At 68.2% G+C, this 25,095-nt stretch carries 18 protein-coding genes; 11 read left to right on the plus strand and 7 right to left on the minus strand.

All coding sequences use genetic code 11. The features are described 5' to 3' along the window. The first annotated feature begins 57 nt into the window (after positions 1-57). Positions 58-1,287, plus strand: coding sequence for an MFS transporter (locus EJI01_RS09445; RefSeq protein ID WP_126836850.1), 1,230 nt, complete (start codon positions 58-60; stop codon positions 1,285-1,287). Here the strand turns inward: EJI01_RS09445 and EJI01_RS09450 are convergent. The 5 genes from EJI01_RS09450 to EJI01_RS09470 all read right to left on the minus strand — a co-directional run bounded on the left by EJI01_RS09450 (position 1,276) and on the right by EJI01_RS09470 (position 9,608). Continuing rightward, positions 1,276-1,725, minus strand: a complete 450-nt coding sequence (locus tag EJI01_RS09450) for an Lrp/AsnC family transcriptional regulator (protein WP_126836851.1) — start codon at positions 1,723-1,725, stop codon at positions 1,276-1,278. The genes EJI01_RS09445 and EJI01_RS09450 overlap by 12 nt on opposite strands. Continuing rightward, positions 1,726-2,184 (minus strand): RidA family protein, encoded by a 459-nt coding sequence (locus tag EJI01_RS09455; protein ID WP_126836852.1) that lies wholly within the window; start codon positions 2,182-2,184, stop codon positions 1,726-1,728. Further along, positions 2,181-3,170 carry a transglutaminase N-terminal domain-containing protein gene (locus EJI01_RS09460; protein ID WP_126836853.1) on the minus strand — a complete coding sequence of 330 codons (990 nt, stop codon included), beginning with the start codon at positions 3,168-3,170 and terminating at the stop codon, positions 2,181-2,183. Before EJI01_RS09460 ends, EJI01_RS09455 begins: the two co-directional genes overlap by 4 nt. Positions 3,171-3,383: 213 nt before the next feature. After that, entirely contained in the window at positions 3,384-6,080 is a 2,697-nt protein-coding gene (locus EJI01_RS09465) for a circularly permuted type 2 ATP-grasp protein (protein WP_126836854.1), read from the minus strand. Between the two features lie 24 nt (positions 6,081-6,104). Then, a complete protein-coding gene (locus EJI01_RS09470; RefSeq protein ID WP_126836855.1) occupies positions 6,105-9,608 on the minus strand; it encodes a DUF2126 domain-containing protein in 3,504 nt (1,167 codons plus the stop codon). Between the two features lie 122 nt (positions 9,609-9,730). Here EJI01_RS09470 and EJI01_RS09475 point away from each other — a divergent pair, with 122 nt between their 5' ends. Genes EJI01_RS09475 through EJI01_RS09485 form a run of 3 tightly spaced genes read left to right on the plus strand, consistent with a single transcriptional unit; the run spans position 9,731 to position 14,680 of the window. After that, complete coding sequence (locus EJI01_RS09475; RefSeq protein WP_260602383.1) at positions 9,731-12,151, plus strand: DNA internalization-related competence protein ComEC/Rec2; 2,421 nt, start codon at positions 9,731-9,733, stop codon at positions 12,149-12,151. Positions 12,152-12,202: 51 nt separating this feature from the next. Beyond that, positions 12,203-13,705: a circularly permuted type 2 ATP-grasp protein gene (locus EJI01_RS09480; protein WP_126836856.1), complete on the plus strand. Its 1,503-nt coding sequence runs from the start codon at positions 12,203-12,205 to the stop codon at positions 13,703-13,705. 18 nt (positions 13,706-13,723) lie between these two features. Next, entirely contained in the window at positions 13,724-14,680 is a 957-nt protein-coding gene (locus EJI01_RS09485; RefSeq protein WP_126836857.1) for an alpha-E domain-containing protein, read from the plus strand. A gap of 34 nt (positions 14,681-14,714) precedes the next feature. On the opposite strand, the gene glpK is transcribed toward EJI01_RS09485, so the two are convergent. Then, a complete protein-coding gene (gene glpK, locus EJI01_RS09490) occupies positions 14,715-16,208 on the minus strand; it encodes a glycerol kinase GlpK (protein WP_126836858.1) in 1,494 nt (497 codons plus the stop codon). A gap of 44 nt (positions 16,209-16,252) precedes the next feature. Beyond that, positions 16,253-17,032, minus strand: coding sequence for a DeoR/GlpR family DNA-binding transcription regulator (locus EJI01_RS09495; RefSeq protein ID WP_126836859.1), 780 nt, complete (start codon positions 17,030-17,032; stop codon positions 16,253-16,255). 168 nt (positions 17,033-17,200) lie between these two features. On the opposite strand from EJI01_RS09495, the gene glpD reads away from it, so the two are divergent. From glpD to EJI01_RS09530, 7 genes are all read left to right on the plus strand, one after another. Next, entirely contained in the window at positions 17,201-18,793 is a 1,593-nt protein-coding gene (gene glpD / locus EJI01_RS09500; RefSeq protein WP_409513941.1) for a glycerol-3-phosphate dehydrogenase, read from the plus strand. Next, positions 18,784-19,860: an ABC transporter ATP-binding protein gene (locus EJI01_RS09505; protein WP_126836861.1), complete on the plus strand. Its 1,077-nt coding sequence runs from the start codon at positions 18,784-18,786 to the stop codon at positions 19,858-19,860. The genes glpD and EJI01_RS09505 overlap by 10 nt, the downstream gene beginning before the upstream one ends. 1 nt (position 19,861) lies before the next feature. Then, a complete protein-coding gene (locus EJI01_RS09510; RefSeq protein WP_126836862.1) occupies positions 19,862-20,932 on the plus strand; it encodes an ABC transporter ATP-binding protein in 1,071 nt (356 codons plus the stop codon). 82 nt (positions 20,933-21,014) lie between these two features. Further along, positions 21,015-21,905: a carbohydrate ABC transporter permease gene (locus EJI01_RS09515; protein WP_126836863.1), complete on the plus strand. Its 891-nt coding sequence runs from the start codon at positions 21,015-21,017 to the stop codon at positions 21,903-21,905. Then, a complete protein-coding gene (locus EJI01_RS09520) occupies positions 21,902-22,714 on the plus strand; it encodes a carbohydrate ABC transporter permease (protein ID WP_126836864.1) in 813 nt (270 codons plus the stop codon). The genes EJI01_RS09515 and EJI01_RS09520 overlap by 4 nt, the downstream gene beginning before the upstream one ends. Positions 22,715-22,765: 51 nt before the next feature. Beyond that, positions 22,766-23,074: a DUF2160 domain-containing protein gene (locus tag EJI01_RS09525; RefSeq protein ID WP_126836865.1), complete on the plus strand. Its 309-nt coding sequence runs from the start codon at positions 22,766-22,768 to the stop codon at positions 23,072-23,074. A gap of 243 nt (positions 23,075-23,317) precedes the next feature. Beyond that, positions 23,318-25,048 carry an ABC transporter substrate-binding protein gene (locus EJI01_RS09530; RefSeq protein ID WP_126836866.1) on the plus strand — a complete coding sequence of 577 codons (1,731 nt, stop codon included), beginning with the start codon at positions 23,318-23,320 and terminating at the stop codon, positions 25,046-25,048. Positions 25,049-25,095 lie beyond the last annotated feature (47 nt).

The raw sequence follows: 25,095 nt of genomic DNA on the forward strand, positions 1-25,095 counted from the left end.
CACTGCAACAAGCCTCGGCACATGACGCCGGGGCTCCCTTCCAAGGCTTCTCCACCCATGACTGCTCCCTGCACCTCATGCGCCGATGCGCTGCCCTCTACCCCTGAAATCGCCGAAACCTCCCGCTCCGCCTGGCTCGCAGTCGGCTCGATCGCCGTCGGCACCTTCTCGATGGTGACGACGGAATTCCTGCCGATCGGCTTGCTGACCGACATCGCCACCGGCCTCGATGTCAGCGACGGCACGGCCGGCCTGATGGTCACGATCCCCGGCGTGCTGGCCGCCTTCGCCGGGCCGGCGCTGATCGTCGCCTCGGGCCGTCTCGACCGCCGCACCGTGATGATCGCGCTCTCGGCGTTGCTGGTTGCATCCAACCTGCTGGCCGCCATCGCGCCCAACTTCGCGACCATGCTGGTGGCGCGCCTGCTGCTCGGCCTGTGCATCGGCGGCTTCTGGACCTTCGCGCCGGGCGCTGCCACGCAGCTGGTGCCCGACATGTCGAAGGCGCGCGCCATGTCGCTCGTGCTGGCGGGCGTGTCTGCCGCCACGGTGTTCGGCGTGCCGGCCGGCGCCTTCATCAGCAACTTCGCCGGATGGCGTGCGGCCTTCGCGGTGACCGGACTGCTCGCGGCCGTCGTGCTGGCGGCGCAGATCTGGCTGCTGCCGGCGCTGCCGCCGGCGCGCGCCATTCGTCCGCGCGACCTGCTGACGCCGCTCACGCGCCGCATGGCGCAGGTCGGGCTGCTCGCCGTGCTGTTCCTGATCGCCGGGCATTTCGCGGCCTACACCTACCTCACGCCGCTCCTGCAGCAGACCTTCGGCCTCGCGCCGGGCGCAGTGACGGCGCTGCTCTTAGTCTACGGCGCGACCGGCTTCATCGGCACCCTCGTCGGCGGCAGCCTGGTGGCGCGCAGCGTGCGCGGCACCACGCTCTTGGCGACGGTGCTGCTCGCCGCGGCGCTGCTGCTGTCGACAGTGGCCGGCAGCGGGATCGTGGCCGGGGCGGCCGTGGTGGTCATCTGGGGCCTGGCCTTCGGCCTGATCCCGGTCTCGCTGACCGGCTGGATGATGGAAGCCGTGCCCGAGGCGCAGGAGGCCGGGCAGGCGCTGCTGGTGAGCGGGTTCCAGGTCGCCATTGCCTCGGGCGCGCTGCTCGGCGGCCTGACGGTCGACAACCACGGCATCTCCAGCACCATGCTGCTGAGCGCCGCGCTGGTGCTCGTGGCCACCGCCGTCGTCGGCACGCTGGGCCGTGGGCAGCGGCCGCAGGCGCGCTCAGCCGCTTGACGGCACCGCGCTGCGGCGGTCGACCTTGCGGCTCAGCACCACCGAGGTATGGGTGTGCTGGATGCCTTCGATCAGCCCGATGCGGTCGAGCAGGGCGTCCAGCTGCTCGTTGGTCTCGCAGCGCAGGGCCAGCATGTAGTCGTACTGGCCGCTGACGGCCGAGAGCTCCTCGACCTCGGGCAGCCGCTCGAGTGCTTGGATCACGGCGGTGGCCGACTTCGGCGCCACGCTGAGGCCGCAGTAGGCGCGCACCGCGGCCTGCTCGAGCTGCTGGCCGAGGCGTACGCCGTAGCCGCCGATCACGCCCACGCGTTCCAGCCGCGCGATGCGCGCCACCACCGTCGTGCGCGCCACCTTGAGCTTGCGCGCGAGCTCGGCAGCGGGCTCGCGGGCGTTGGCCTGCAGCAGGCTCAGCAAATGGCGATCGGTGTCGTCCAACTATTCCACTTCGGCGATCAATTCGATTTCGACGCAGGCACCCAAGGGGACCTGCGCCACGCCGAAGGCACTGCGCGCATGCGCGCCCTTCTCGGGGCCGAAGACCTCGGCGAAGAACTCGCTCGCGCCGTTGGTCACGAGATGCTGCTCGGTGAAAGTGCCGACCGAGTTGACCAGGCTCATCACCTTGACGATGCGCTTGACCTTGTTCAGGTCGCCGACCGCAGCGTGCAGCGTGCCGAGCAGGTCGATCGCGATCGCGCGTGCAGCCTGCTTGCCTTCGTCGGTGCCGAGCGTGGCGCCGAGCTGGCCGACCCAGGGCTTGCCGTCTTTCTTGGCGATATGGCCGGAGAGGAACACCAGCTTGCCTGTCTGCACATAGGGCACATAGGCCGCGGCGGGGGCCGAGACCGGCGGCAGCGTGATGCCGAGGCTGGAAAGTTTGTCGTAAACGCTCATGAAGGGTCCTCGTCTTGTTGGGATTGCGATCGGGGTTGGGACTGCGATTGTGATTGCGTCTGAGTCTGTATTCGTGTTGGCGCCTCGGCCGGCAGCTCTTCGAGCGGCCGCACCGTGACGCCGACGTCGAGCGTATGCCGTGCGCCGCCGTGCAGCACGCCGCGCATCGGCGAGACGTCGGAATAGTCGCGGCCGATCGCCAGCGCCACGTAATCCTCGCCGGGTTGGCGGCCGTTGGTCGGGTCGAACTCGGCCCAGTCGCCGGGCCCGTCGTCGCCGGGCAGGTAGACCGAGACCCAGGCATGCGAGGCGTCGGCGCCGACCAGCCGCGGACGTCCGGGCGGCGGCTGCGTCAGCAGGTAGCCGCTGACGTAGCGCGCCGGCAGGCCCAGCGTGCGGAAGCAGGCGATCATGATGTGGGCGAAGTCCTGGCACACGCCGTGGCGCTGCGCCAGCGCCTCGATCGCCGGCGTGCTGATCTCGGTGCTCTCGGTGTCGTAGACGAAGTCGCGGTACATGCGCAGCGTGAGGTCCATTGCCGCGTCGAACACCGGACGGCCGGGCGCGAAGCTCGGCCGCGCGTAGGCGGCGAAGTCCTCGTGCCGCGGCACGTAGCGCGAAGCGAAGACGAATTCGGAGGCCGCATCGAAGAGCAGGCCCTTGGCGTAGCGGAAGCGCTCGCGCACCTCCTCCCACGGCAGCGCGAGCGACGCCGCCGGCGACAGCAGCGGCGGGCCGGTCTCGACCACGCTCTCAGCCGTGACCACCAGTTCCCCGTGCGTCGAATCGAGCGCGAAGAAGGCGCGCACGTTGCCGTAGACATCGGGCGACTCGCCGCGCTGCGCGGGCTCGGGGCTGATCGCGAGCGCGTGGCTCACCAGCCGCTGGGAGCCGGTGGCCAGCGGCTTCAGGTGCGCGAGATGCTGCGCGGTCTCGACCGGCGGCGTGTACGCGTAGCGCGTTTCGTGGGTGACGTGAAGCAACATGGTCTGAAGCTTATCGGCGGCCGCCGCCGGGCCGCCCCAAGGCGGGCCGCGCCTCCCCCGCGGGGGGTGGAGTTACACGAGCGCAGCGAGTGAAAAGCCGGGGGGCCGTCGCCATGCGGCCGCCGCCGGGCCGCCCCAAGGCGGGCCGCGCCTCCCCCGCGGGGGGTGGAGTTACACGAGCGCAGCGAGTGAAAAGCCGGGGGGCAGACATTTCTAGGCACCGACCGAGCGCAGGGACTCGGAAGTCAGCGTGAAGTAGCGGATGCCGATGGCGTCCGACACATGGTAGGCCGCCGTCTCGCAGTTCTCCAGCACGTTCTCCAGCGCGGGATGGCGTCCGTCGGGCCCGGCTTCGCAAAGATGTTCGAGCGTCCACGTGGCCGGGTCGGGCAGCTCGTGTGAGAGCGCGGTGAGCTTGCCCGGCGCGCTGCCCGCCAGCCGGGCGATGCGGCCGCGCAGCGTCTGCGTCACCCAGGCCAGCGAACGCGGGTTGTCGCCGTCCTGTACCAGGAGGTCGACCAGTGTCGCCACGTCGCGGCGTTGCTGATAGCGAGCATGGAAGGTGATCGTGCTGTCGAACAGCGCGACCATGGCCTCGAAGCCGCTCACCTCGTGCACCGAGCCGATCTCGAAACCGGCCGCCAGCGAACTGGAGAGGAAGCCCAGCCGCTCGATATGGCGGCCGATCGAGAGCAGCCGCCAGGCGTCGTCGCGCGTCATGCGGTCGGTCTGGGCGCCGGTGATCGCGGCCAGCGCGGCGCTGGTCGATTCGAGCATGCGCAACGCGACGGCGCTCGCGTAGCCGCCTTCGCCGCGCTCGCCGGCCTGCTCGGCGGCGCGGCGCAGGAATTCGGCCTCGGCGCGCACGATCTGGTTCCAGTTGTCCTGCGACAGCCGCTCGCGCACCGCGGCCGCGGCCTGTCGCACGCAGCGCAGGCTGTAGCCGACGCTGCCGCCTTCTTCGACGTCGCCCAGCTCCGCGATCAGCGCGCGTTCGAACACGCGGCGCGACTTCGGGATGGTCGGTACATCGCGCGGCACCAGCGCATTGCGCAGCGTCAGCCGGTGCAGCCAGCTCAGGAGCGCCGGCGAGGACTGGTCTTCGCCGCCGAGCACGTCGAGCGTGAGCCGCGCGAGGTGCACCGCGTTCTCGGCGCGCTCGGTGTAGCGGCCGAGCCAGAACATGTTCTCGGCCGCGCGGCTGGTGACCGGTGCACGGTGCCGCGCCAGCGAGGCCGGCGTGGCATGGGGCTGCAGCAGCGTGGTGCGGTCGACCTCGCCATGGGTCTGCACCCAGACGTCGGCGCTGCTGCCGCCGCGTTGCATCGAGGCGATTTGGGCATCCGCGCCCGCGAGCCGCGCCAGGCCGCCGGGCAGCACGCGCCACGACCTTGCGCCGTCGCTCACCGCGAACACGCGCAAGAGCACTGCGCGCGGCGTGATGTGGCCGGGGCCGAGGTCCTGCGTCCAGGTCGGCATCTGCGACAGCGGCAGGTAGCTCTGCACGGTGTGCTCGTCGCCCTGGCGCACGATGCGGCCGGCCCACTCGTCGAGCTCGCGGCGCCCCATGCGGCTGCCGAGCACGGCGTCGAAGCTGGTGTGGGAATCGTCGCCGGGATAGGTGGACTTGATCGCGCAACTGTCGAGCTGCGGCAGCACCGCTTCCATGGCGGCGCGTTCGCCGCACCACCAGGTCGGCAGGGCCGGCAGCTGCAGCTTCTCGCCGATCAGGCGGCGCGCCAGCGCCGGCAGGAAGCCGAGCAGCGCAGGAGACTCCAGGAAGGCCGAGCCCGGCATGTTGGCCACCAGCACGTTGCCGGCGCGGATCGCCTGCAGCAGGCCCGGCACGCCGAGCGTGGAGTCGGGGCGCAGCTCGAGCGGGTCGAGGTACTGGTCGTCGAGCCGCTTGATCAGCCCGTGCACCGGGCGCAGGCCCTGCAGCGTCTTGAGGTAGAGGCGCTGGTCGCGCACCGTGAGGTCGCTGCCCTCGACCAGCGTAATGCCGAGATAGCGCGAGAGATAGGCGTGCTCGAAATAGGTTTCGTTGTAGGGCCCCGGCGTGAGCAGCGCGATATGCGGCGGCTGGCCGGCCGGGCACATGTGCTGCAGGCCTTCCATCATCGCGTGGTAGGTCGCGGCCAGGCGCTGCACGTGCAGCGCCTCGAAGGCCTGCGGGAACTGGCGCGCGATCGCGAGCCGGTTCTCGAGCAGGTAGCCCAGGCCCGAGGGTGCCTGCGTGCGCTGCGACACCACCCACCAGTTGCCGTCGGGTCCGCGTGCCAGGTCGAAGGCCGCGATGTGCAGCCAGGTGTCGCCGGGCGGCTTGACGCCGTGCATCGCGCGCAGGTAGCCCGGATGGCCGTGCACCAGCGCGGGCGGCAGGAGGCCCTCGGCCAGCAGCTGCTGCGGCCCGTAGACGTCGGCCATCACACGGTCGAGCACGCGCACGCGCTGCAGCACGCCGGCCTCGATCTGGGCCCAGCTTTCGGGCGAGACGATCAGCGGAAAGAGATCGAGCGACCAGGGCCGCTGCGGCCCGTCGGCGTCGGCGTAGACGTTGTAGGTGACGCCGTTGTCGCGGATCTGCCGCTCGAGGCTGACCGCGCGGCGAGGCAGGTCGTTGAAGCCGTCGGTGCCGAGCTGCTCGAAAAAATCGGCCCAGGCCGGCGCCAGCGGGGGGCGCTCGCGCGGCGGCATCTCATCGGCATCGGCGGCCGCAGGCACGGACGAAGCCTCGTAGAGCGGCGCCGGCTGGGACGGGCCCCCGACGCGCGCTGCCGTGATCGGCGTCGCGGCGCCGCGCAGCTCGTCGAAATGCCCTGGCGCAGCGGGCGGCGCGAGCGCCGAGGCCAGCTCGGCGGGCGCTTCGAGCGCCTGGGCATCGAAAAGGGAATCGTGCAGTGGGTCCAAGATGTGCCGATTGTCACATCGGCATCATCCTCGTCTCAAATCGAGCGTGAACGGGAATTCGCGGCTTCCGGCAAGTTCGATCGTCGCCGGCGGCGTGCGCAGCAGGCCCGGCGTATGGCCCATGCGCGAGAAGCGCGAGTGGCGCCGGCTCTCGGCCTCGTAGGCGTTGACCGGGAAGGTGTCGTAGTTGCGCCCGCCCGGATGGGCGACGAAGTACTGGCAGCCGCCGAGCGAACGCTTCATCCAGGTGTCGACCAGGTCGAAGGTGAGCGGCGCGTGCGCGCCGATGCTCGGGTGCAGCGCCGAGGGAGGGTTCCAGGCCTTGTAGCGGATGCCGGCCACGAATTCGCCGACCGTGCCGGTAGGCTGCAGCGGCAGCACCTTGCCGTTGACGGTGACGACGTGGCGGCTTTCGTTGAGGCCGGTCACGCGCACCTCGATGCGTTCGAGCGAGGAATCGACATAGCGCACGGTGCCGCCGGCCGAGCCTTCCTCGCCCATCACGTGCCAGGGTTCGAGCGCGTTGCGCAGCGACAGCTCGACGCCCATCGCCTGCACCTGGCCGACCAGCGGGAAGCGGAACTCCAGGTGCGGCGCGAACCAGTCCGGATCGAAGGCGAAGCCGGCTTGCCGCATCTCGCCGATGACGTCGTCGAAGTCCATCTTGACGAAGGTCGGCAACAGGAAGCGGTCGTGCAGTTCGGTGCCCCAGCGCGTGGCGGGCGCCTGGTAGGGCTCGTCCCAGAAGCGGGCGATGAAGGCGCGCAGCAGCAGCTGCTGCACGATGCTCATGCGCGCATGCGGCGGCATCTCGAAGGCGCGCAGCTCCAGCAGGCCGAGGCGGCCGGTGGCGGAGTCGGGCGAGTAGAGCTTGTCGATGCAGAACTCGCTGCGGTGCGTGTTGCCGGTGACGTCGACGAGGATGTTGCGCAGCGTGCGGTCCACCATCCAGGCCGGCATGTTCTGGCCGTGGATCTCGCGGCTCTGCGCGATTTCCTTGAGGGCGATCTCGAGTTCGTAGAGCTGGTCGTTGCGCGCTTCGTCCACGCGCGGCGCCTGGCTGGTCGGGCCGATGAACATGCCCGAGAACAGGTAGCTCAGCGACGGGTGGTTGTGCCAGTAGAGCAGCAGGCTCGCGAGCAGCTCGGGCCGGCGCAGGAAGGGGCTGTCGGCCGGCGTGGCGCCGCCCAGCACGAAGTGGTTGCCGCCGCCGGTGCCGGTGTGGCGGCCGTCGGTCATGAACTTCTCGGCCGACAGGCGTGTCTCGAAGGCCGCGTTGTAGAGGAACTCGGTGTGCGCCACCAGTTCGCGCCAGTTGTGCGCGGGATGGATGTTGACCTCGATCACGCCCGGGTCGGGCGTGACCTGCAGCATCTTCAGGCGCGGATCGCGCGGCGGCGGATAGCCTTCGAGCACCACCTGCACGCCCAGCTGCTCGGCCGTGGCTTCGACCGCGGCGACGAGGTCGAGGTAGTCCTCCAGCCGCGCGAGCGGCGGCATGAAGACGTAGAGCACGCCCGAGGCGCTGCCGACCTTCTCGGCTGCCGGCCCGTTGGCGCGGCGCGGGTCGCGCACCTCCACGCACAGCGCGGTGCGCGTGACCCAGTGCGCCGACTCGCCGCGGCGCGGCTCGCGGGTCGTGGTCGGATCGGAGGAGGCCGCGGCCGCGCGCGCCGCCGCCGGGTTGCCGTGCGCGGCCTGGAAGCGCAGCGCCGACGGCGACTGCTGCGGCACGCCGAAGTCGTAGGGCACGGCGCCCAGATCGGCCGGCGCGCCGGCGAGCCCGCCTTCGTAGCGCGCCCGAAAGAGGGTGGAGGCGGGCAGGGGCGCGCGCGGCGCAGTGGGGTCGCGCTCCACCAGGTAGGGATAGTCGCCCTTGCTGACCCAGGGCTGCGAATCGAGCGGCAGGCGGTAGCCCATCGGCGAATCGCCGGGGATCAGGTACATGCGGTCGTCGCGCAGGAACCAGGGGCCGGTCTTCCAGCCCGGACCGGCGAGGGCGGGCGCATCGGTGTCGGCGTTCGCGGCCTCGATGGGCAGCATGTAGCCGATCACCGCATCGAGCTTCTGCGTGAACACGCGGCGCAGACGCACGCGTTCCAGCTCGTCGTCGAGCTTCGAATCGAAAGGGTCGACGTTCACCGGCAGCCGGCGCTCGCGCCAGAGGTAGTAGTAGACGTCTTCGTAGCCGGGCTGCACGAAGCGGTCGGTGAGGCCGAGCTTGTGTGCGAGCGCGCTGGTGAAGCGGCACGCGTCTTCGCTCGTGTAGTGGGTGGGCGTGCGCTCGTCGGCGAAGAGCTCGGGCTTGTGCCACAGCGGCTGGCCGTCGGCGCGCCAGAAGATCGACAGCGCCCAGCGCGGCAGCTGCTCGCCCGGGTACCACTTGCCCTGGCCGAGATGCAGGAAGCCGCCCTGGCCGTATTCGGCGCGCAGCTTGTGCACCAGCTCGGTCGCGTAGCCGCGCTTGGTGGGGCCGAGCGCATCGGTGTTCCACTCGGGCGCATCGCGGTCGCTGGTGGCGACGTAGGTCGGCTCGCCGCCCATCGTGAGGCGCACGTCGCCGGCATTCAGGCGCGCGTCGACCGCCTCGCCGAGCGCCAGCACTTCGGCCCATTGCTCCTCGGTGTAGGGCTTGGTCACGCGCGGCGATTCGTGGATGCGCGTGACCTTCATCTCGTGGGCGAAGTCGACCTCGGCTTCGTCGACCGCACCCTCGATCGGCGCCGCGCTCGAAGGCGTGGGCGTGCAGGCGAGCGGAATGTGGCCCTCGCCGGCCATCAGGCCCGAGGTGGCGTCGAGCCCGATCCAGCCGGCGCCGGGCAGGTAGACCTCGCACCAGGCATGCAGGTCGGTGAAGTCGACGGTGGTGCCGCTCGGGCCGTCGAGCGCCTTCACGTCGGGCGTGAGCTGGATCAGGTAGCCCGAGACGAAGCGCGCCGCCAGCCCGCAATGGCGCAGCAGTTGCACCAGCAGCCAACCCGAATCGCGGCAGGAGCCGGAGGCGTTGGCCAGCGTCTGCTCGGGCGACTGCACGCCGGGCTCCATGCGGATCAGGTAGCCGACGTCCTTCTGCACCTGCTGATTGAGGCCGACGAGGAAGTCGATGGTGCGCTGCGTCTTGCGGTCGATCTTCTCGAGGTAGGCCGCCACCAGCGGCGTGGCGGGGTCGGCCACGAGGTAGGGCGCGAGTTCCTGCGCCTGCGACTCGGTGTACTTGAAAGGGAAGTTCTCGGCCTGCGGCTCGAGGAAGAAGTCGAAGGGGTTGTAGACCGCCATCTCGACCACCAGGTCGACCGTGACCTTGAACTCTCGCGTCTTCTCGGGGAACACCAGGCGCGCCTGGTAGTTCGCGAAGGGGTCCTGCTGCCAGTTGACGAAGTGCTGCTCGGGCTCGACGCGCAGCGAGTAGGAGATCACGTTGCTGCGGCAATGCGGGGCGGGACGCAGGCGGATCACCTGAGGACCCAATTGCACCGGACGGTCGTACTTGTAGTGGGTGACGTGGTGGAGAGCGGCGTGAATGGACATTTTTTCTCGTGACGTCGAGGGTGCCTCGGGGTGAGACGCATACTAGCCCACACGGATAGCAATTAGCGCGCCACAGAGAGCGTGTCAGGGAGTGATTGCTGCATGTCATCGAGGACCGTTGCATGAGGCCGGGTGCGGAGCCGCGCGGCCTGTCTTTCTTTGCCGCCATGGCCGGCTCGGTGCTGGGCGCTGCGCTGCAGTTGCAGCAGGCTGCGCTGTGGGGCTGGGCTGTTTATGCCGGACTGCTGCTTGTCGCGGCTGCCGCGTGGCTGTTGTTGCGCGGATGGCGGCGCTCGGCGCTGGCCATGCTGCTGCTCGGCGCGATGACCGGCGGCGGTCTCGCGGGCTGGCGCGCAGCCGCCTATGCAGGCGATGCGCTGGCGCCCGCGCTCGAGGGACGCGACCTGCAGGTGGTGGGCATGGTTTCGCAGATGCCGCAGCGCGGCGATGGCACCGTGCGCTTTCTCTTCGATGTCGAGTCGGCGCGCTGGGCCGGCGGCAATGATGGTGGCATGCCGCGCGTGCCGCCGCGCATCTCGCTCGGCTGGTATGCCGACAACACCAGCCTCTGGGGCAGCGCGGCCGACGATGCGCTGCGCGCCGAGAGCGCCGCCGCGCCCGGCCCGGTGCATGCGGGCGAGCGCTGGCGCCTGACGGTGCGCCTCAAGGCGCCGCACGGCAATCTCAATCCGCACGGCTTCGACCACGAGCTGCGCTTGTGGGAGCAGGGCGTGCAGGCCAGCGGCTATGTGCGCACCGATGCAACGAACGCCGAGCGTATCGGCCAGAGCTGGCGCTATCCCTTCGAGCGGGCGCGCGAATCGGTGCGCGATGCGATCCTGGAGCGGGTGGCCGATCGTCGCCTTGCCGGCGTGATCGCAGCGCTGGTCACGGGCGACCAGAACGCGATCGACCGCGCCGACTGGGACATCTTTCGAGCCACCGGCGTCGCACACCTGATGTCGATCTCGGGGCTCCACATCACGATGTTCGCCTGGCTCGCTGCCTGGCTCGTCGGCGCGCTCTGGCGCCGCAGCGGCCGGCTGATGCTGTGGTGGCCGGCGCCGCATGCGGCGCTGGCGGGCGGGGTGCTGCTCGCGGCGCTCTATGCGCTCTTCAGCGGCTGGGGCCTGCCTTCGCAGCGCACCGTATGGATGCTGGCCACGGTCGCGCTGCTGCGCCTCGCGGGGCGGCGCTGGCCCTGGCCCTTCGTCTGGCTCTGCACCTGCGCGGTGGTGGTGGCGCTCGATCCGTGGGCGCTGATGCAGCCGGGCTTCTGGCTCAGCTTCGTCGCGGTCGGCGTGTTGTTCGCCGCCGGCGCCGCGGGGCCCGAGGCCGGCGTCACGGGCGTGAAGGCGCGGCTTGCGCGAATGTGGCGCGAGCAATGGACGGTGACGCTGGCCTTGGCGCCGCTCGGCCTGCTGCTCTTCCAGCAGGTGTCGGCCGTCGGCCTGATGGCGAATGCGATCGCGATTCCGTGGGTGACGCTGGTCATCACGCCGCTGGCGATGCTCGGCGTGCTGCTGCCGCCGCTGTGGAACGTGGCCGCGTGGGCGGTGCAGGCGCTCGCGCTGCTGCTGCAGTGGCTGGCGCAGTGGCCGCTGGCGACTTTCTCGGCGCCCGCGCCAGCGCTGTGGGCGGCGGTGGCGGGCGTTGCCGGCGGCGTGCTGCTCGCGATGCGCCTGCCGTGGTCGGTGTGCGCGCTCGGCCTGCCGCTCGTGCTGCCGGCGCTGCTGTGGCAGGCACAGCGGCCGGCGGCGGGCGAGTTCGAACTTCTCGCGGCCGATGTCGGGCAAGGCAACGCAGTGCTGGTGCGCACCGCCACCCGCAGCCTGCTCTACGACACCGGCCCGCGCTACAGCGTCGAGAGCGATGCCGGCCACCGCGTGCTGGTGCCGCTATTGCGCGCGTTCGACGAGAAGCTGGCGACCGTGGTGCTGAGCCACCGCGACAGCGACCACACGGGCGGCGCGCCCGCGGTGCTGGCGATGCAGCCGCAGGCCGAGCTGCTGAGCTCGATCGAGGCGGCGCATCCGTTGCAGAAGCTGCGCGCGGCTCGGCGCTGCGCGGCTGGCCAGCGCTGGAGCTGGGATGGCGTGGACTTCGAGATCCTGCATCCGGTCGAGGCCGACTACGCCGGCTTCACTAAGCCCAATGCCGTCTCCTGCGTGCTGCGCATCGGCAATGGCCGCGCCGCGGCGCTCCTGGCCGGCGACATCGAGCGCCTGCAGGAAGCGGCTCTGGTGGCGCGAACGCCAAGCTTGCGCGCCGACCTGCTGCTGGTGCCGCACCACGGCAGCAAGACCTCGTCGAGCCCGGCGCTGCTCGATGCGGTGCGGCCGCGAATCGCGCTGGTCCAAGCCGGCTACCGCAACCGATTCGGGCATCCGGCCGAGGAAGTGGCGGCGCGTTATCGCGAGCGCGAGATCGCCATCGTGGACTCCGCACACTGCGGTGCCGCCAGCTGGTCCAGCAGGCAGCCGAGCGAAGTGCAATGCCAGCGCCGGACTGCGAAACGCTACTGGCACCACGTTGTCCCGTAGAGATACTGGCCCTGAACTTGCTAAGCTACGCGCAAGGAGATTGGTCGTTCCATGCACAAATTCGACGAGATGTACGAACAGCTGCCCTACAGCGGCGCAGCAGTTCGAAACCACTACAAGCGCTACGACCAATGGCTCGCGAAGCAGCCCGCCGAGGTGATGCGATCGCGGCGCGAGGAGGCGGAAATGATCTTCCGCCGGGTCGGCATCACCTTCGCCGTGTACGGTGCGAAGGACGAGGACGGTTCGGGCACCGAGCGCCTGATCCCCTTCGACCTGCTGCCGCGCATCATTCCCGCCCACGAGTGGGAGAGCATGGAGAAGGGGCTGGTGCAGCGCGTGACCGCGCTCAACCGCTTCATCCACGATGTCTACCACGGGCAGGAGATCGTCAAGGCCGGCGTGATTCCGTCCGAACAGATCTTCAACAACGCGCAGTACCGCCCCGAGATGGTGGGCGTGAAGGTGCCGAACGACATCTACGCGCACATCTGCGGCATCGACATCGTGCGCGCGCCCGACGCCGCCGGCAATGGCGAGTACTACGTGCTCGAAGACAACCTGCGGGTGCCCAGCGGCGTGAGCTACATGCTGGAGAACCGCAAGATGATGATGCGGCTCTTCCCCGAGCTGTTCAGCCAGAACCGGGTCGCGCCGGTGGCGCACTATCCCGACCTGCTGCTCGAGACGCTGCGTGCCTGCGCGCCGCCGGCGACTGCCGAGCCCACCGTGGTGGTGCTCACGCCCGGCATGTACAACAGCGCCTACTTCGAGCATGCCTTCCTCGCGCAGCAGATGGGCGTGGAGCTGGTCGAAGGACAGGACCTCTTCGTCAAGGACGACTTCGTTTACATGCGCACCACGCGCGGCCCCCGGCGCGTCGACGTGATCTACCGCCGCGTGGACGACGATTTCCTCGACCCCGAGGTGTTCCGCCCGACGTCTACGCTCGGCTGCGCCGGCCTCATGCGCGCCTACCGCGAGGGCAACGTCGTGATCTGCAATGCAGTCGGCACCGGCGTGGCGGACGACAAGTCGATCTATCCCTACGTGCCGAAGATGATCGAGTTCTATCTCGGCGAGAAGCCGATCCTCAAGAACGTGCCGACCTACATGTGCCGCAACAAGGACGATCTCGACTACACGCTCTCCCACATGAAGGACCTGGTAGTCAAGGAAGTGCACGGCGCCGGCGGCTACGGCATGCTGATCGGCCCGGCGGCAACGCATGCCGAGATCGAGGATTTCAAGAAGGCCGTGCTTGCCAAGCCCGACGGCTACATCGCCCAGCCGACGCTGAGCCTGTCGACCTCGCCCACCTTCGTGGAGGCCGGCATCGCGCCGCGCCACATCGACCTGCGCCCCTTCGTGCTCTCGGGCAAGGAGGTGCAGATGGTGCCCGGCGGCCTCACGCGCGTGGCGCTCAAGGAGGGCTCGCTGGTCGTCAACTCGTCGCAGGGCGGCGGCACCAAGGACACCTGGATCCTCGAAGGGGACCGGCGCGTCAAGCCGCGCGCGGAGTCGCAGTCGCAATCGCAAACCCAGTCGTCCTGATCACGGGAGCTTCGCATCATGTTGTCACGCACCGCCGATCACCTCTACTGGATGTCGCGCTATACCGAACGGGCCGAAAACACCGCGCGCATGTTGGACGTCAACTACCAGACATCGCTCTTGCCGCAATCCGCCGAGGTCGCCAAGTACGGCTGGCAGGGCCTGCTCTCCATCAGCGAGCTGCTGCCCGCCTTTAACGAGAAGCACGACCAGATCAATCCAGGCGAGGTGATGGAGTTCATGGTCAAGGACGAGTCCAATCCCTCGTCGATCGTCTCCTGCCTTCGTGCCGCGCGCGAGAACGCGCGGGCCGTGCGCGGTGCGCTCACCACCGAAGCCTGGGAAACGCAGAACACGACCTGGCTCGAGGTCAACCGTATGCTGCGCGCCGGCGAATTCGAGCGCGACCCGGGCCAGTTCTTCGAATGGGTCAAGTTCCGCTCGCACCTCTCGCGCGGCGTGACCCTGGGCACCATGCTGCAGGATGAGGCTTTCCACTTCTCGCGCCTCGGCACCTTCCTGGAGCGCGCGGACAACACGGCGCGCCTGGTCGACGTGAAGTTCCATGCGCTAAACAGCGAATTCTTCGGCACCGCCACCGAGGAAGACCAGGAGTACGACTTCTATCACTGGAGCGCGATCCTGCGCAGCGTCTCGGCCTTCGAGGTCTACCGCAAGGTGTACCGCGACGTGATCAAGCCGGAGCGCGTGGCCGAACTGCTCATCTTGCGCGCCGACATGCCGCGTTCGCTGCATGCGAGCCTGGTCGAGGTGGTGAGCAATCTGGCAAAGGTGCAGAACGACCAGAGCGCGGAGACGCAGCGGCGTGCGGGGAAGCTATTGGCCGATCTGCAGTACGCGCGGGTCGATGAGATCCTGGCGACGGGACTGCATGCCTACCTCACGCAGTTTCTCGATCGGGTGAATGAGCTGGGGTGGCGGATCAGCCAGGACTTTTTGGTGCCTGGGCACTGAGGCTATGGGGCTGCTGGATTGAGGCGGCGCCCGTTCAAACCAGCGTCGCCCTCCTTACCGCCAGCTCCCACCGCTCCATCTTCTCCTCAGCCTTCGCCCGGCTCAGCGTAGGCATGAAGCGCCGCTCGACGCGCCACTGCTTCGACAGCTCACCCACGTCGCGGTAAACGCCGGTGAAGAGGCCTGCGAGGTAGGCCGCACCCAGGGCCGTGGTCTCGATGACCTCAGGCCGCACTACCGGAATCCCCAGCAGATCCGCCTGAAACTGCATCAGCAGATCGTTGACGGCTGCGCCGCCATCGACGCGCAGCTCCGCCACCGGCGTGCCGCCCGCGGCGACGGCGTCGCGGCTCATGGCCTGCAGCAGCGCCGCGCTTTGGTACGCGATGCTCTCCAGCGCCGCGCGCGCGATGTGCGCGACCGTCGTGCCTCGCGTGAGTCCAGTGATAGTCCCGCGCGCGTCCGCGTTCCAATAGGGCGCGCCGAGGCCGGTAAAGGCCGGCACCATCATCACGCCGCCCGCATCGGGCACGCTCTCGGCCAGCGCCTGCACCTGCGCGCTGCCTTGAATCGCTTTCAAGCCGTCGCGCAGCCACTGCACGACCGCGCCGCCGACGAACACGCTGCCTTCCATCGCGTACTGCGGCTGGGCGCTGGTCTGGGCCGCGCTGGTCACGAGCAGGCCGTTCTGCGAGGGCTGGAAGGCGCCGCCGGTGTGCATCAGCAGGAAGCAGCCGGTGCCGTAGGTGTTCTTGGCCATGCCGGCCTCGAAGCAGGCCTGGCCGAAGAGGGCGCTCTGCTGGTCGCCGGCCACGCCGCCGACGGGCAGGCTGCGTTCGAACAATCCCACGTCGGTGTCGGCGAAGTGCGCGCTCGAAGGCTTCACGTCGGGCATCAGTGAAGCGGGGATGTCCAGCGCCTTGAGCAGATCGGCATCCCACTGGTTGCTGCGCACATTGAAGAGCATGGTGCGCGAGGCGTTGCTGACATCGGTGACGTGCACCTTGCCGCCGGTCAATTGCCAGATCAGCCAACTGTCCACCGTGCCGAAGGCCAGCTCGCCGCGCTCGGCCGCGGCGCGCGCGCCGGGCACGTTGTCGAGCAGCCAGCGCAGCTTGGTGCCGGAGAAGTAGGCATCGATCACGAGGCCGGTCTTGTCGCGGATGGTGTCGGTCATGCCGTCTTCGCGCAGCTTCGCGCACAACGGCTCGGCGCGCCGGTCCTGCCAGACGATGGCGTGGTGCACCGGCTGGCCGGTCTTGCGGTTCCACAGCACGGTGGTCTCGCGCTGGTTGGTGATGCCCACGGCATGGATGTCGGTCGCCTTGAGCTTGGCCTTCGTGAGCACCTCGCGCGCGGTCGCGAGCTGGCTGCTCCAGATCTCCAACGGGTCGTGCTCGACCCAGCCGGGCTGCGGGTAGATCTGGGTGAGCTCCTGCTGGGCGATGGCGACGATGCGGCCCTCGCGATCGAAGACGATGCTGCGGGAGCTGGAGGTGCCCTGGTCCAGGGCGAGCAGGTAGGTCATGGGCTGAGTTCTCTCTGTTAAGTGCGGCCGAGGCTTCGACAAGCTCAGCCCGAACGGCTCGGGGACGCGATCTCGCATCGCACTTGCGCTCGTTCCAACAGCTCCGGAAACGGCGGCGGCGGCTCGGCGTCGGTAAAGAGGCAATCGATCTGCGACAGCTTCGCCAGCTCGATCATGGCAGGGCGGTTGAACTTGCTCGCGTCGGCCGCGAGCCAGACCTCGCGCGCCTGCGCAATGATGGTCTGCGCCACTTTCACCTCGCGCAGGTCGAAGTCGCGCAGCGTGCCGTCGGCCTCGATGCTGGAAACGCCAATCAGCGCAATGTCGACTTTGAACTGGCGGATGAAGTCGACCGTGGCCTCGCCCACGATCGCGCGGTCGCGCAGCCGTACCGAGCCGCCCGCCACGATCACCTCGCAATTCGGGTTGTCGCTCAGGATGGTCGCGACATTGAGGTTGTTGGTGATCACGCGCAGCCCGGTGTGCTGCAGCAGCGCCTTCGCGATCGCCTCGGTGGTGGTGCCGATGTTGAGGATCAGCGAGCAGTCGTTCGGCACCCGCGCGGCCACGGCGCGCGCGATGCGCGCCTTGCCTTCGGCATGGAGCGTCTCGCGCTGCTGGTAGCCGATGTTCTCGGTGGTCGAGCTCGGCACGCGCACGCCGCCATGGAAGCGCGTCAGCAGGCCTTCGTCGGCCAGGCGCTGCACGTCGCGGCGCACGGTCTGCAGCGTCACGTCGAGCATCTCGGCCAGCTGTTCGACCGTGATCGAACCACGCGCGCGGACGGTGTTGAGCAGCTTGAGTTGACGGGGATTGGAATTCACTGAATGGAAAGAGAGCGCGCGGCGCGCTACTTTAGAACGAAAGAAAACGAATGGATTTAAGGGTTAACGCCGAGGAGAATCGCGCCGTAAGGAATCAAAATGAAAGAATACGAAAACGCCACCGGCGAAATAAGTGAACACATTCACAGGTCCCTTCCTCCTTCTGCCGTGAGCGCCATTCCCCCGTCCACCTCCGCCGCCATCACCGACTGCGACGTGCTCATCGTCGGCGGCGGCATCAATGGCTGCGGCATCGCGCGCGATCTCGCAGGCCGCGGCTTTCGGGTGCTGCTGTGCGAGAAGGACGATCTCGCGGCGCACACTTCGTCCTCCTCCACCAAGCTGATCCACGGCGGGCTGCGCTACCTCGAGTACTACGAGTTCTCGCTGGTGCGCAAGGCGCTGCAGGAGCGCGAGGTGCTGCTCAAGAGCGCGCCGCACATCATGTGGCCGCTGCGCTTCGTGATGCCGCACGACCCTTCGATGCGGCCGGCGTGGATGGTGCGCATCGGCCTCTTCATGTATGACCACCTGGCCAAGCGCGAGGTGCTGCCGGGGTCGCGCGCCATCGACCTGCGCAGCCACGCGGCGGGCGAGCCGCTCAAGCCGCAATTCGAACGCGGCTTCGTCTACTCCGACGGCTGGGTCGACGACGCGCGGCTGGTGGTGCTCAATGCGCTCGATGCGCGCGCCAAGGGCGCCGAGGTGCTGACGCGCACGCGCTGCGTGAGCGCACAGCGCGATGCCGGCGGGTGGACCGCGCTACTCGAATCCGCGGACGGCGGCCAGCGCACCGTGCGCGCGCGCGCCGTGGTCAATGCGGCCGGGCCTTGGGCCGAATCCTTTCTGCGCGGCGTGGCCCATGCGGCGAAGGGCGAAGCGCTGGCCACGCGGCATCTGCGGCTGGTCAAGGGCAGTCACATCGTGGTGCCGCGCCTCTTCAAGCACGACCACGCCTACATCTTCCAGAACCCCGACAAGCGGATCATCTTCGCGATCCCCTACCAGGACGACTTCACGCTGATCGGCACCACCGACATCGAGCTCAAGGGCGACGATCCCGGCGCGGCGCGCATCGGCCAGGACGAGATCGACTACCTCTGCACGCAGGCCAGCCGCTACTTCGAGAAGCCCGTCATACCGGCCGACGTGGCGTGGACCTACTCGGGGGTGCGGCCGCTGCTCGACGACGACTCGGGCGACCCCTCGGCCGTCACGCGAGACTACATGCTCGAATCGAACACCGCTGCGGCGCCGCTGCTCTCGGTGTGGGGCGGCAAGATCACCACCTTTCGCAAGCTCGCCGAAGACGCGGCCGACGAGGTCGGGCGCATGCTCGGCGAGGCGCGGCCGGCATGGACCGAGGGCGCCTTTCTCGCAGGCGGCGACCTGTCGGACTGGATCGGCGCCGCCGCGCGGCCCGACGACGACTTCGAGCGCTTCGTGGCAGCGGTGCGCTCGAAGCACCCGTGGCTCGACGCCGCGCTGGCGCGCCGGCTCACGCGCGCGTACGGCGCCCGCATCTCGAAGGTGATCGGCGACGCGCGATCGATGGCCGAGCTCGGCGCCCCCGTGGCGCCCGGCCTGCACGAGCGCGAGCTGCGCTACCTGCAGGACGAGGAATGGGCCTGCAGCGCCGATGACGTGCTGTGGCGCCGCTCCAAGCTGGGCCTGCATTTCACACCGGAACAACGCGAGCGCGTCGGCGCCTGGATGCAGGCCAACGCCTCGCGGCAGCAAGAGGCGATTTCATGCAACTGACACTCGAGCGCGTCACCAAGAAGGTGGGCGCCCAGACCTGGCTCTACCCGCAGAGCATCGCGCCGAGGCACGGCGCGGTGACGGTGCTGCTGGGCGCCACGCAGGCCGGCAAGACCAGCCTGATGCGATTGATGGCAGGACTCGACACGCCGACCGAAGGCATGGTGCTGGTCGACGGCAAGGACGTGACCGGCGTGCCGGTGCGCGAGCGCAACGTGGCCATGGTCTACCAGCAGTTCATCAACTATCCCTCGCTGACCGTGGCCAAGAACATCGGCTCGCCGCTCAAGCTGCGCGGCGAAAAGAACGTCGACGCAAAGGTGCGCGAGCTGGCCGACAAGCTGCACATCGGCATGTTCCTCGACCGCTACCCGGCCGAGCTCTCGGGCGGGCAGCAGCAGCGCGTGGCGCTGGCGCGCGCGCTGGCCAAGAACGCGCCGCTGATGCTGCTCGACGAGCCGCTGGTCAACCTCGACTACAAGCTGCGCGAAGGCCTGCGTGAAGAACTCACGCAGCTCTTCGCCACCGGCGACTCGACCGTGATCTATGCGACCACCGAGCCCGGCGAGGCGCTGCTGCTGGGCGGCTACACCGCGGTGATGGATGCCGGCGAGCTGCTGCAGTACGGGCCGACGGCCGAGGTGTTCCATGCGCCGCAGTCGCTGCGCGTGGCGCGCGCCTTCAGCGATCCGCCGATGAACCTGCTGGCTGGCCGCGCGGTCGCCGGCGGCGTGCAGCTCGAGGGCGGGCCCATGCTGCCGATCGCGCTGCCGGACGGCGTGGAAGGCTCCGTGACCATCGGCCTGCGCTCGAGCGCGCTGAACGTGAACGCGGGAGAGGGCGACATCGCCTTGCCCGGCAAGGTCGAGCTGGCCGAGATCTCGGGTTCCGACACCTTCGTGCATGCGGAGACGCTGGTGGGCGAGCTCGTGGCGCAGCTCACCGGCGTGCACCGCTTCGAGCTCGGCACTGCCATCACCTTGTACTTCGCGGCATCGCAGGCCTACGTGTTCGACGCCGGCGAGCGGCTCGCCGTGGCGCCGGCATGGCGCAGGAAAGGAGACTGACATGGCCCGCATCGAGCTCGACCTCGCCCATGCCTACCGCCCCAATCCGAGGGAGGACAGCGACTACGCGCTGCTGCCGCTCAAGATGAGCTTCCGCGACGGCGGGGCCTACGCCTTGCTCGGCCCCTCGGGCTGCGGCAAGACCACCATGCTCAACATCATCTCGGGCCTGCTCGCGCCCTCGCAGGGCAGCGTGCGCTTCAACGGCCGCGACGTGACGCTGGAGACGCCGCAGCAGCGCAACATCGCGCAAGTGTTCCAGTTCCCGGTGATCTACGACACGATGACGGTGGCGCAGAACCTCGCCTTCCCGCTGCGCAACCGCCAGCTGCCGGCCGAGCAGATCAAGAAGCGCGTGGGCGAGATCGCCGAGATGCTCGACATGAGTGGCCAGCTCAACCAGCGCGCCGCCGGCCTTGCCGCCGACGCGAAGCAGAAGATCTCGCTCGGCCGCGGACTGGTGCGCAGCGACGTGTCGGCGGTGCTCTTCGACGAGCCGCTGACGGTGATCGATCCGCACCTCAAGTGGCAGCTGCGGCGCAAGCTCAAGCAGATCCACCGCGAGCTCAAGCTCACGCTGATCTACGTCACGCACGACCAGGTCGAGGCGCTGACCTTCGCCGAAGAGGTGGTCGTGATGACGCGCGGCAAGGCGGTGCAGGTCGGCAGTGCCGAGGCGTTGTTCGAGCGGCCGGCCCACACCTTCGTCGGCCACTTCATCGGCTCGCCCGGCATGAACTTCCTGCCGGCGCAGTGCGCGGGCGGCGTTCTGGAGATCGCGGGCAACCGGCTCGCGCTGCCGCGGACGCTGCCCGAAGGCGCGCTCAAGCTCGGCATCCGGCCCGAGTACCTCGCGCTGGCCGAGCTCCAGTCGCCCGGTGCATTGAGGGCGACGGTGACGCAGCTGCAGGACGTCGGCACGCACCAGATGCTGAGCGCCCAGGTCGGCGACAACCTGCTCAAGGCGCGCCTGCATTCGGATGCACGCGTGCCGGCCGTGGGCGAGCCGGTCTGGCTCAGGGTGGTGGACAAGCACACCTGCTATTACCGCAACGAGGAGCTGGTGGCATGAGCGCAGCGCAGAACCGCTTCAAGCAAGCTCGCGCCCCCCTTGGGGGCAGCGAGGACACAAAGTGCCGAGCGTGGGGGCAGACATGAACGGAACCGTGAAACCCATCAACCAGAAGGCCTGGTGGCTGGTATTGCCGGTGCTGCTGTGCGTCGCCTTCTCGGCCATCGTGCCGCTGATGACGGTGGTCAACTATTCGGTGCAGGACATCATCTCGCCCGAGCGGCGCGTGTTCGTCGGCACCGAATGGTTCGCCGCGGTGATGCGCGACGACGAGTTGCACGCAGCGCTGTGGCGCCAGCTCGGCTTCTCGCTCGCCGTACTCATGGTCGAGATCCCGCTGGGCATCTGCCTTGCGCTGTCGATGCCCTCGACCGGCTGGAAGTCCTCGGCCGTGCTGGTGGTCGTTGCGCTTTCGCTGCTTATTCCGTGGAACGTCGTCGGCACCATCTGGCAGATCTTCGGGCGCGCCGACATCGGCCTCTTCGGCTGGGCGCTGCAGAAGCTGGGCATCGACTACAGCTACACCGGCAACGCACGCGATGCCTGGCTCACGGTGCTGGTGATGGACGTCTGGCACTGGACGCCGCTGGTCGCGTTGCTTTGCTACGCCGGGCTGCGCTCGATCCCCGACGCCTACTACCAGGCCGCGCGCATCGACGGCGCGAGCAAGTTCGCGGTGTTCCGCTACATCCAGCTGCCCAAGATGCGCGGCGTGCTGGTGATCGCAGTGCTGCTGCGTTTCATGGACAGCTTCATGATCTACACCGAACCCTTCGTGCTGACCGGCGGCGGTCCGGGCAATGCGACCACCTTCCTGAGCCAGTATCTGACGCAGAAGGCCGTCGGCCAGTTCGACCTCGGTCCGGCAGCGGCCTTCTCGCTGATCTATTTCCTGATCATCCTGCTCCTGTGCTTCGTGCTCTACAACTGGATGCAGCGGGTCGGCACGCAAGAGGTGGAGGAACCACAATGAACGAACGCCGCTTCCGCAAGCGCAGCTTCTTCCTGCTGCTCTACATCCTGTTCGCGCTCCTGCCCATCTACTGGATGGTCAACATGAGCTTCAAGACGAACGAGGAGATTCTTTCGAGCTTCTCCTTCTTTCCGCAGCAGTTCACCTGGGCCAACTACGCGCGCATCTTCACCGACGAGTCGTGGTACTCGGGCTACATCAACAGCCTGATCTACGTCGGCATCAACACGGTGATCTCGCTTACCGTCGCGCTGCCGGCGGCCTATGCCTTCTCGCGCTATTCGTTCCTCGGCGACAAGCATGTGTTCTTCTGGCTGCTGACCAACCGCATGACGCCGCCTGCCGTGTTCCTGCTGCCTTTCTTCCAGCTCTACACCACGGTCGGGCTGATGGACACGCACCTGGGCGTGGCGCTCGCGCACCTGCTCTTCAACGTGCCGCTGGCGGTGTGGATCCTGGAAGGCTTCATGAGCGGCATTCCGCGCGAGATCGACGAGACCGCCTACATCGACGGCTATTCCTTCCCGCGCTTCTTCCTCACCATCTTCCTGCCGCTGATCAAGGCCGGCGTCGGCGTCGCGGCCTTCTTCTGCTTCATGTTCAGCTGGGTCGAACTGCTGCTGGCGCGCACGCTCACCAGCGTGAACGCCAAGCCGATCGTGGCCACGATGACGCGCACCGTGAGCGCCTCGGGCATGGACTGGGCCACGCTGGCAGCGGCCGGTGTGCTGACCATCGTGCCGGGCGCGATCGTGATCTGGTTCGTGCGTCACTACATCGCCAAAGGTTTTGCGATGGGGCGGGTTTGATGACTTGCTCCCTCTCCCGGAGGGAGAGGGAACGAAGAAAGGAGATTTGAAATGTTTGAATGGATGGTCTGGACCACCCCGGTGGCCGTTTTCTTCAGCTGCATCGCGCTGATGCTGGTCGGCATGACCGTGTGGGAATTCAAATCGCCGACGACCTTGCGCCGCGGCTGGCTGCCGATGGAAACCACGCGCGGCGACCGGCTTTTCATCGGGCTGCTCATCGCGGCCTACATCAACCTGGCCTTTATCGGCCTGGCCGGCCAGTTCCAGGAGTGGTTCGGCCTGGAGGCCGAGCCGTCGATCTGGATCAGCTTCGTGCTGTCGATGCTCGCGCTCGCGCTGGTGATGCGCAAAGGTTGAAATGAAGCTCTCCCCCAGGCTCCCCCACTTCGTGTGGTCCGCCAACCCCCTCACCTGGGGCAACACCAGCGGCCCGGCAAAGCCGGCTCCGCGGTGTTCCCCCGATCGACGTGCGCGGCTTCATGCGTCGCGGGTCGCGCGAAGCGCGGCTGAGCAACTGAGATGATTTTTTCGCTGTCCGGCTCTTCGCTTTCCCGGGGCCGGGATCTGCACAACACCGGGAAGCACCATGAGGAGACATCCATGAAGATTCGCTATACAGCGTTGGCACTGGCAGCGGCGACACTCGCCTTGCAGAGCGCCTGGGCCGGGGAGCCGGAGGCCAAGAAATGGATCGACAGCGAATTCCAGCCGTCGACCCTGAGCAAGGACCAGCAGACAGCGGAGATGAAATGGTTCATCGACGCCGCCAAGAAGCTGCAGGACAAGGGCGTCAGGGAAATCTCGGTGGTGTCGGAAACCATCACCACGCACGAGTACGAATCGAAGACGCTGGCAAAGGCCTTCGAGGAGATCACCGGCATCAAGGTCAAGCACGACCTGATCCAGGAAGGCGACGTGGTCGAGAAGCTGCAGACCTCGATGCAGTCGGGCAAGTCGATCTACGACGGCTGGATCTCCGACTCCGACCTGATCGGCACCCACTACCGCTACGGCAAGATCATGAACCTGACCGACTACATGGCCGGCAAGGGGAAGGAGTACACCAACCCGGGCCTGGACCTGAAGGACTTCATCGGCACCAAGTTCACCACCGGTCCAGACGGCAAGCTCTACCAGTTGCCCGACCAGCAGTTCGCCAACCTCTACTGGTTCCGCGCCGACCTGTTCGCGCGCCCGGACCTGAAGGAGAAGTTCAAGGCCAAGTACGGCTACGACCTGGGCGTGCCGCTCAACTGGAGCGCCTACGAAGACATCGCCGAGTTCTTCAGCGTCGACGTGAAGACCATCGACGGCAAGCCGATCTACGGCCACATGGACTACGGCAAGAAAGACCCGTCGCTCGGCTGGCGCTTTACCGACGCCTGGCTCTCGATGGCCGGCACCGCCGACATCGGAGCGCCCAACGGCGTGCCGATCGACGAGTGGGGTATCCGCGTGGGCGACGACAAGTGCACGCCGGTCGGCGCCAGCGTCTCTCGCGGCGGTGCGACCAACTCGCCCGCGGCCGTCTATGCGCTCACCAAGTACATCGACTGGATGAAGAAGTACGCACCCAAGGAAGCCACCGGCATGACCTTCGGCGAAGCCGGCCCGGTGCCGGCGCAGGGCCAGATCGCGCAGCAGATCTTCTGGTACACGGCCTTCACCGCCGACATGACCAAGCCCGGCCTGCCGGTGGTCAACGCCGACGGCACGCCCAAGTGGCGCATGGCGCCCGGCCCGAACGGCCCGTACTGGAAGCAGGGCATGCAGAACGGCTACCAGGACGTGGGCTCGTGGACCTTCTTCGCCGCGCACGACGAGAACCGCACGGCCGCCGCCTGGCTCTACGCGCAGTTCATCACTTCCAAGACCACCTCGCTGAAGAAGACCATCGTGGGCCTGACGCCGATCCGCGAGTCCGACATCCAGTCGAAGGCCATGACCGACATGGCGCCCAAGCTGGGCGGTCTGGTCGAGTTCTATCGCAGCCCGGCGCGAGTGGCCTGGTCGCCGACCGGCACCAACGTGCCCGACTATCCGAAGCTGGCCCAGCTCTGGTGGAAGAACGTGGCCGAGGCGGTGACGGGCGAGAAGACACCGCAGAAAGCCATGGACAACCTAGCCGACGAGATGGACAGCGTGATGGCCCGCCTGCAGCGCGCCGGCATGGCCAAGTGCGCGCCCAAGCTCAACGCCAAGGGCGATCCCAACAAGTACCTGAGCGACCAGCACGCGCCATGGAAGAAGCTCGCGAACGAAAAGCCGAAGGGTGAAACCATCGACTACAACAAGCTGCTGACGGCCTGGAAGGAAGGCAAGGCACGCTGAGCGCCTAAGCGCAAGGCTTCGAGGGCTGCTGTGCGAAGGCGCAGCAG

The organism is Variovorax sp. MHTC-1, from assembly GCF_003984645.1.
Classification (GTDB): Bacteria; Pseudomonadota; Gammaproteobacteria; order Burkholderiales; family Burkholderiaceae_C; genus Variovorax.

Excerpts from the sequence above, each read along its gene's own strand:
- EJI01_RS09520 (WP_126836864.1), top strand. The coding sequence starts at position 21,902 with ATGAACGAACGCCGCTTCCGCAAGCGCAGCTTCTTCCTGCTGCTCTAC.
- EJI01_RS09485 (WP_126836857.1), top strand. The coding sequence starts at position 13,724 with ATGTTGTCACGCACCGCCGATCACCTCTACTGGATGTCGCGCTATACC.
- EJI01_RS09510 (WP_126836862.1), top strand. The coding sequence starts at position 19,862 with ATGGCCCGCATCGAGCTCGACCTCGCCCATGCCTACCGCCCCAATCCG.
- EJI01_RS09515 (WP_126836863.1), top strand. The coding sequence starts at position 21,015 with ATGAACGGAACCGTGAAACCCATCAACCAGAAGGCCTGGTGGCTGGTA.
- EJI01_RS09505 (WP_126836861.1), top strand. The coding sequence starts at position 18,784 with ATGCAACTGACACTCGAGCGCGTCACCAAGAAGGTGGGCGCCCAGACC.
- EJI01_RS09455 (WP_126836852.1), bottom strand. The coding sequence starts at position 2,184 with ATGAGCGTTTACGACAAACTTTCCAGCCTCGGCATCACGCTGCCGCCG.
- EJI01_RS09525 (WP_126836865.1), top strand. The coding sequence starts at position 22,766 with ATGTTTGAATGGATGGTCTGGACCACCCCGGTGGCCGTTTTCTTCAGC.
- EJI01_RS09445 (WP_126836850.1), top strand. The coding sequence starts at position 58 with ATGACTGCTCCCTGCACCTCATGCGCCGATGCGCTGCCCTCTACCCCT.
- EJI01_RS09475 (WP_260602383.1), top strand. The coding sequence starts at position 9,731 with ATGAGGCCGGGTGCGGAGCCGCGCGGCCTGTCTTTCTTTGCCGCCATG.
- EJI01_RS09460 (WP_126836853.1), bottom strand. The coding sequence starts at position 3,170 with ATGTTGCTTCACGTCACCCACGAAACGCGCTACGCGTACACGCCGCCG.
- glpK (WP_126836858.1), bottom strand. The coding sequence starts at position 16,208 with ATGACCTACCTGCTCGCCCTGGACCAGGGCACCTCCAGCTCCCGCAGC.
- EJI01_RS09530 (WP_126836866.1), top strand. The coding sequence starts at position 23,318 with ATGAAGATTCGCTATACAGCGTTGGCACTGGCAGCGGCGACACTCGCC.
- EJI01_RS09470 (WP_126836855.1), bottom strand. The coding sequence starts at position 9,608 with ATGTCCATTCACGCCGCTCTCCACCACGTCACCCACTACAAGTACGAC.
- EJI01_RS09480 (WP_126836856.1), top strand. The coding sequence starts at position 12,203 with ATGCACAAATTCGACGAGATGTACGAACAGCTGCCCTACAGCGGCGCA.